This is a genomic window from Streptomyces sp. 8L (genome assembly GCF_020176795.1).
Lineage (GTDB): Bacteria > Actinomycetota > Actinomycetes > Streptomycetales > Streptomycetaceae > Streptomyces.
The window spans coordinates 1-6,245 of record NZ_JAIUKE010000583.1; the positions used below are offsets into that span (position 1 = coordinate 1).

A 6,245-nucleotide genomic window follows, 5' to 3' on the forward strand; every position below is an offset into this window, starting at 1 on the left:
GGGTGGTGCAGCGCGGGGCGGCGCATGAGGGCAGGTCCTCCCAAGGAGTGTCCAGGCCCCGCGCCTAGATCCAAGTTCAGCACATTTCTCACGGAGTGTTCCCCCCGCTCCCCCTCGGTGCCTCTTCCGGAAGTTCAAGCTGCCCGTCCTGCGGGGTGCTGCCGTCGGCGGGCGGCAGGATCACCTGGGGTGCCTGCTCGCCGCCAGAGGGCGCCTCACGGCCGAGGAAGTCCGCAGTCTCCTTCGGGTTGCCGAGGGCATCTGCAAGGTCCTTGGCCTGGGAGAAGGCCCGGGACTGGATCCGCTGGATCTCCTCTTCGATGTCCTCGATGGGGAAGCCGGCTTCCTGGAGCATCTTCACGCCGGTCTCGAGCGACAGGACGCCATTGGTGACTCCGTCCTTGACCTGCTCGAGGACGGCGGTCTTGTCGGTCGGCGTGTACGAGCCGAACGTGAGCCGCGCCGGCTGCACGGTGACGGCGGCCCAGTCGGGGTGTTGTCCGGCGATGAACAGGCGCTGTACGAACTTCAGGAACAGGAAGTACTTGGGATCGCGAGCGAGCCGCATCGAGGAGACGAGGGCGTCCATCGGGCCGAGTGACAGCTGGAGGGCGTAGCCGGAGGGGACCTTCGATGGGTCGACGGTGCCGAGGGCGACGGCAGGCAGGCGGGTGACGTTCGCGGCCCGGTCTTGGAGGTCGTGGCGCTGGTTGCGGAGTTCCGCGAGGTTCTTGCTGGTGTCGGCGACGATCATGCCGCCGCCCTCGCCGAGCGTCCACACGGCGCCGGGTGCGACCTCAAGGTCGCTGCGGCCGTTCTGTGGGGTTCCCTTGCCCCACACGCCGATGATCGGGGCGCCTGTCGTCGCGGAGGCGCGGCTGGAGTCGGTGTCCGTGCCGGCGAGCTCGTCCAGGACCTGCAACACCTTCGCGAGCGTCGACTGGCCCCAGTGTTCTTCTGCGGCGGGCACCGTGTTCGTGAGGTGCACGACGGGCACGAAGTCGATGAGTAGATCAAGGTGGTCGAGGACCTGGCCGTCGCCGCCCGTGCCGAACGTGGCGATGTCGAGGGGCAGCGTGTCGACGTCGACGGGGCCCTTGATGTCGCCGATGTTCCAGGTGGCGTCCGTCAGGTAGCAGGTGACGTACGACGGGGTGTCGTTCCAGGCGTACTGCCGGGAAATGGCGCCCGTGTCGGGGTTCAGCAGGTCACCGGACGTCAGGGGCGGCGCAGGGATGGCCTCTTCACCTTCGACGGGCTCGGATATGAGGACCGGCAGCGTTGCGCGGACGGGACGGCTGTTCTGGTCGACACCGTTGCCGGTCGCGGGCCGTATCCAGTCGAGCTCGTACGTGATGCGGCGGATACGGGCCTTCAGGCCACGCTTCGGGTCCTCGGGGAGCTCCCATGCAAAGTGGACGCGGATCGGGTACTCGCCCCCGTCGTCGTCCTCGCCGATGACGGGGAAGTAGAAGCCGGGGTCGGTGACGCGAACGGTCGGGCGTTGCTTGCCCGGGTCCCAGGCGAGCCGGTACACGCCATCCCCCAGGGCGACAGCTTTGCGTTCGCACTGCTGTAGACGCATGGGGAACTGCTCGTCGTCGGCCCAGGTCCGCAGGAGTTCCTGCACGCGTGCGGCCATGACCTCGTCGGCGTCCGGCTTCTCGCCGTCGTGGTCGGCGCCGGGGATGGTGATGGTCTGCTCGGCGCCGAGGACGTGCGCCATGGTCGTGTCGATGAACATCGACGGGTCTCCGAACTCGCGGCGGTCCTCGGCGTGGTGGTCGCCGGAGGCGGCTGCGAGCTGCGCGGCCTGGTTCTGGTCGTACGCGGCGAGGAGCTTGTAGGCGGCGAGACGCCGCTGGTCCTCCTCGGGGACCCACATGGCCTGGGCTTCGGGGAAGGCGCGCCGGTTGGGCATGCCGTGGTGGTCGCTGAACACGGGCTTGTAGTTCAGATATGACCACGCGTCGATCACCACCGTGCGGAGGCCAGACAGGAGGCCCACGAAGATTCCCTTCGTCCCAGGCCCCGCGCCTATAGATCAGAGTACGGGCATGAGGCCTGGGTCTTCCCTCTGTCAGCGACGTCCCTGGAGGCGGCGGTCCGTGTAGGAGGTGCTACCAACCCGCGCTGACGCCGGATCAGCAAGCTCGGTTAGCGCGTGAACGGCGGCGTCCATACGGTCCGGGGAGTCCATGCCGGGTATCCACGTGACCATCTGGTTCTCAAGCGCGGGCCACTCCCCCACGTGGTGGACCAAGCTCTGTTCGTAGAGCTGCGCGATCGGCTCGGCACGTAGCCGCTTGCCCTGCTTGGCGTTGACCTCGACGATCCGCGGCATCGGCATGCCTTGAGTGAGGTTCTGCCGCTCGAGCTCGTTCCACGCCTGGATCAGGACTTGCCGGGTCATGTCGCCGCCGAAGTTGGTCTCCACGACCAGAGCGTCGGCTTTGAGCTCAACAGCTAGGAGGCAGGCTTCGCGGCCCCACGCGTTGGCTCCGTGTCGGCCGGAGCGGTCCTCGGTGACGTAGTAGTGCCCTTCACTGGTGCGCCCGGCGGCCACGATGCCCGTCTCATCGTTCGCAGTGCCGGCCCCGCCGGATGGGTCAATCGCTACGACGACCCTGGACAGGTCGATGCCCAGAAACTGCGCCCTGCTGACCCGGTTGCCGGTGATCCACGCCCACTGCCAGACGCCGCCCTCCAGCGGGCGCGGCTGCTGCTGATAGAGGGCCCACCAGACGCGTTCGCCAACGGACTTTCGGATGCGCGCGTAGTCGTCGACGTTGAAGCGGCTGGGCCACAGTGCCTCACCGGGCTGCCGACCCAGGGGATCGTCTGCGGTGAGTGCGATCGCTGGCAGGTCAATGACGATCCAGTCTTCCGGCTCCTCCTTCAGAAGGCGCCCGGACAGATCGTCGTCGTCCCAGCGGGTGTTCACAAGCAGGACGGACCCGTTCGGCTCAAGCCGGGTGAGCAAGACGGACTGCCACCAGTCCCAGACGCGCTCCCGCTGGGTGGGACTGGAAGCGTCCTCTGACCCCTTGAAGGGGTCGTCGACGGCCGCTACGTGCGCGCCACGGCCAGTAAGCGCCCCTCCGACGCCCGCGGTGACCATGCCGCCCTCGTGGCCCTCAATGTCGAACCGGTTCGCTGCCTGCGACCCGTACTTGAGGTTGATGCCGAGGGTGGGAGCGTGCTCGGTGATCGTGTTGCGGACCCAGCGGCCGTGGTCGTCGGCGAGGTGCGCTGCGTAGGAGGCGAGCATGAACCGGTGGTCCGGCTGCTTGCGCAGGTACCAAGCAGGACCCCAGCGTGATGTGCGCCGCGACTTCCCGGCGCGCGGGGGCATGGTCACCATGGCGCGGATACGTTCACCAGCATCGATGCGCTGGTAGATCCGGTCGATGATGTCGAGGTGGGGAGCCTGCATCTCCTTGCCTCCGGTCAGGACAGCAGCGAGCGCCCCCGGGGAACGGTCCAGGGCCATGTCGCGTTCGACTCGGGCCAGGTGCAGCCTTAGCTCGGGGCTTGCGCGCCGGGCGACCCGGAAGCGTTCGGCTGTGGGGAGCGCTCGGTAGGCGTCCAAGACCGCCCGGTACTCGGCGGGGTCAGTCGCGGTCGCCACCGGTGCCGCTCGCGTTGTTGAAGTCGCTGGCCGGGCCGGTCTGCCCGGCGGTCTTGATGAGCTTGGTCAGTTCGTCGAGGGTGCCAGCGAGGGGGATCCCGCCGCCGTCGGGGCCAGACACCTCGGACTTGACGGGCATGTCGTAGCCGTTGAGCTTGGCTCGCCTGTCCATCAACTTGAGGACGGTCTCGACCGCGCGGAGGTCGATCTCGTGGGCGACGACTTCGCCGTCCTTGTCGAGGACGGGCTGCTTCTCCGTAGCGCGCGGCCACGCGGCTTCGAGGAGCGCGTCGAGGCGTTCGTTCTCCTCCTGTCGGTACACGGAGACCTCGGCGTCCTGCTCGTCGCGGCGTTCCTTGAGGGCGCGGATGAGGTCTTTGCTCGCTGACCCTCGGCAGGAGTAGCCGAGTTCTTTGGCGATGTAGTCGAAGTCGTGGCCGGCGCGGCGGAGGCGGATGAGCTTGGTACGGCGTTCAGCGACGTCGCACTTTTCGGCTTTGCTGTGGGTCATGGCGGTGGGGTCTCCCGCATGTGGATGTGTGGTTGTGAGGCCCCGCGCCTGTCTCCGATCATCCATGATTTGCCGGGTTTCCTTCCCCCTGGGGTGACTGGGTGTCACGATGCGCGCATGAGACGTACACGTGGGGTGGGGGCTGCCGTGCTTGTTGCGGCGGTTGTGATGGTGGCGGGCTGCTCGAGCAGCCCGAGTGATGGGAAGAGACCGGTAGGGGCGCATCTGGAGTCGACGCGGCCTGCGGCACCCGTGACGGGGCCCTCGCCGACTGACTCGTACCCGGATACGCCTGCTGGCGATCTGGACCGGAAGGTCGCCTTCACGGGCTGGAAGTATGACGATGTTACGTACAGGTCCGCTTCGGACTACGTGGACGACATTTGCCAGTCCATGCCGGACCAGCAGAAGCTCGGGCAGGATCCGGGTGAGTGGCTGGCTGTGGCGCAGAAGCCGACTGCGGATGAGAAGGAGATCCTGCGGGCGGGTATGCCGTCTCTGTGCCCGGCGTGGTCGAAGGTCGCGCTGGCGGCGATCGGCGGGGACTTCACACGGACGTATGGGGACGGCACGTACAGGGTGGTGTCGAAGCCGAGGGGCGAGTTGGAGATCGCGCCGGGGTCGTATCGGACGTCGGGTGATCTGTCGGGCTGCTATTGGGAGCGGACCACCAGTTCGGGGCACGTCATCGACAACCAGTACGCGACGTCCGCACGGTCGATCACGGTGAGGGTGGCTGCTTCGGACGGTCAGTTCACGTCGAAGGGGTGTGGTACCTGGAAGCCGGTGCGGTAGGGCCGGGAATGCGCGAACCCGGCTCACCCTCCGTCCGGAGGGCTGCCGGGTTCGCTTCGCAGGGCTACTGCCCTGCGCGTCTGGCGCGTACCGTGAGGCACGGTTTGAGCGGCCTGGGACTATCACCGGGCGCGGGGACGCTAGCGCAGTTCCAGGCCGCTCAACTACAGCGTGACGCATGGGGCGGGGTTTGTCTCAGGTGCTTCCCTCCCCCTTGTCATCGTCCGCGGAGGCGGTCTTGGAGGCGTTGGCTGCGTTGTATGCGCACGTGCTGGTGGCCGGGCAGGGACCAGGTTTCGGCTCGGTTGAGGGGCACGTTGGTGCAGTCGAAGGGTGTCAGTCTCCGGTCGAGGCGGGTTTCGAGGCAGCCGATGCAGAGCTGGCTGTGTTCGCACATGTGGGCTTGGGTGCGGATGTGGTCGTGGACGCGGTAGTACTCGGCTATGGCGTGGATGTCGGTTCGGCAGTCGTGGCAGCGGTAGTAGAGAGCGAGGTGGAGTTTGAGTCGTCCGGCGGCGGACCAGCCGGCCCAGCGCGGGAGGCTTTTGAGGTCTGGCTTCGCCATGGGCTGGGCGGTGGCGGTGATCGGGATGCTGTCGTGGTTCATCGTCGTCATCGGCCCTCGTATCGCGGCCCGTACACGTGCACGTCTCCGCGGCGGGTTACTTTCCGCACTTCGGGCTCCGCATTCAGGTCGACGGTGCGTCCTGCGGGTGTGGTGAAGCCGGCGAGGCGGGCGGCGCGGATCGCGGACTCCGTGCTGTGTGCGCGGACGGTATTCGTCGCGGTGTCTGGGCCGGCCGGGTAGGTGACGAGGTACCGGGTCTTTCTGGCGATGCGGCGGATGGTCACTTGTTGCTCACCTGTGTCGTGGAGCGTCCGAGCCACCGGTTCGTGTTGGTGACGTTCGTGGTCGTGTTGGTGATGTACGTGGTGGTGCTACTGGCCGGGGCTGCTCCCCCCTGGCTGGTGCCGACGCTGGCGCGGAGCGCGGACGGGGCCATGCGCACGGCCAGGACGACCGCGGCGAGGAAGGCGATGGTGCCCGCGCCGGCGCCTGCTGCGGCGGACAGGAGTTCCGAGGCACCCCAGCCGAGTCCTGCCGCGGCGATCCCGCCTCCGGCGAGGAGCTGTGCGCGGGGGTCGATGACCGAGCGGGGGGCCAGGTCGCGTACGGGTGCCATGGGGATGGTCTGCGGGATCTGGGATCGGAGCATCGGGGTGAGCTCTCCGTACGCGTTGGGAACGTAGACGATGGGGTCGTGGTCGGGGCCGACGGGGATGGGCGCGTAGATGGGCGTGTAGGGG

Annotated in this window: 6 protein-coding genes and 1 pseudogene; 1 reads left to right on the forward strand and 6 read right to left on the reverse strand. The window is 67.7% G+C overall.

What is annotated here, in order from left to right; genetic code table 11:
- Positions 1 to 88 precede the first annotated feature (88 nt).
- The 3 genes from LCE31_RS34920 to LCE31_RS34930 form a co-directional block, all read right to left on the reverse strand.
- Positions 89 to 2,008 (reverse strand): hypothetical protein, encoded by a 1,920-nt coding sequence (locus LCE31_RS34920; RefSeq protein WP_225021728.1) that lies wholly within the window; start codon positions 2,006 to 2,008, stop codon positions 89 to 91.
- Between the two features lie 72 nt (positions 2,009 to 2,080).
- Positions 2,081 to 3,592 carry a terminase large subunit domain-containing protein gene (locus tag LCE31_RS34925; RefSeq protein ID WP_225021731.1) on the reverse strand — a complete coding sequence of 504 codons (1,512 nt, stop codon included), beginning with the start codon at positions 3,590 to 3,592 and terminating at the stop codon, positions 2,081 to 2,083.
- A 22-nt stretch (positions 3,593 to 3,614) separates the two neighbouring features.
- Entirely contained in the window at positions 3,615 to 4,142 is a 528-nt protein-coding gene (locus tag LCE31_RS34930) for a hypothetical protein (protein ID WP_225021732.1), read from the reverse strand.
- A 372-nt stretch (positions 4,143 to 4,514) separates the two neighbouring features.
- On the opposite strand from LCE31_RS34930, the gene LCE31_RS34935 reads away from it, so the two are divergent.
- Positions 4,515 to 4,937 (forward strand): hypothetical protein, encoded by a 423-nt coding sequence (locus LCE31_RS34935; RefSeq protein ID WP_225021734.1) that lies wholly within the window; start codon positions 4,515 to 4,517, stop codon positions 4,935 to 4,937.
- Positions 4,938 to 5,154: 217 nt separating this feature from the next.
- On the opposite strand, the gene LCE31_RS34940 is transcribed toward LCE31_RS34935, so the two are convergent.
- From LCE31_RS34940 to LCE31_RS34950, 3 genes and pseudogenes are all read right to left on the reverse strand, one after another.
- Positions 5,155 to 5,553, reverse strand: a complete 399-nt coding sequence (locus LCE31_RS34940; protein ID WP_225021736.1) for a hypothetical protein — start codon at positions 5,551 to 5,553, stop codon at positions 5,155 to 5,157.
- Positions 5,550 to 5,789, reverse strand: a complete 240-nt coding sequence (locus LCE31_RS34945) for a hypothetical protein (protein ID WP_225021738.1) — start codon at positions 5,787 to 5,789, stop codon at positions 5,550 to 5,552. Before LCE31_RS34945 ends, LCE31_RS34940 begins: the two co-directional genes overlap by 4 nt.
- A pseudogene (locus tag LCE31_RS34950) lies at positions 5,786 to 6,245 on the reverse strand (hypothetical protein); the annotation flags it as partial. The gene LCE31_RS34945 and the pseudogene LCE31_RS34950, both read right to left, overlap by 4 nt.

Bases quoted from the DNA above. Each gene is read 5' to 3' on its own strand.
- LCE31_RS34930 (WP_225021732.1), bottom strand. From the start codon at position 4,142: ATGACCCACAGCAAAGCCGAAAAGTGCGACGTCGCTGAACGCCGTACC.
- LCE31_RS34940 (WP_225021736.1), bottom strand. From the start codon at position 5,553: ATGACGACGATGAACCACGACAGCATCCCGATCACCGCCACCGCCCAG.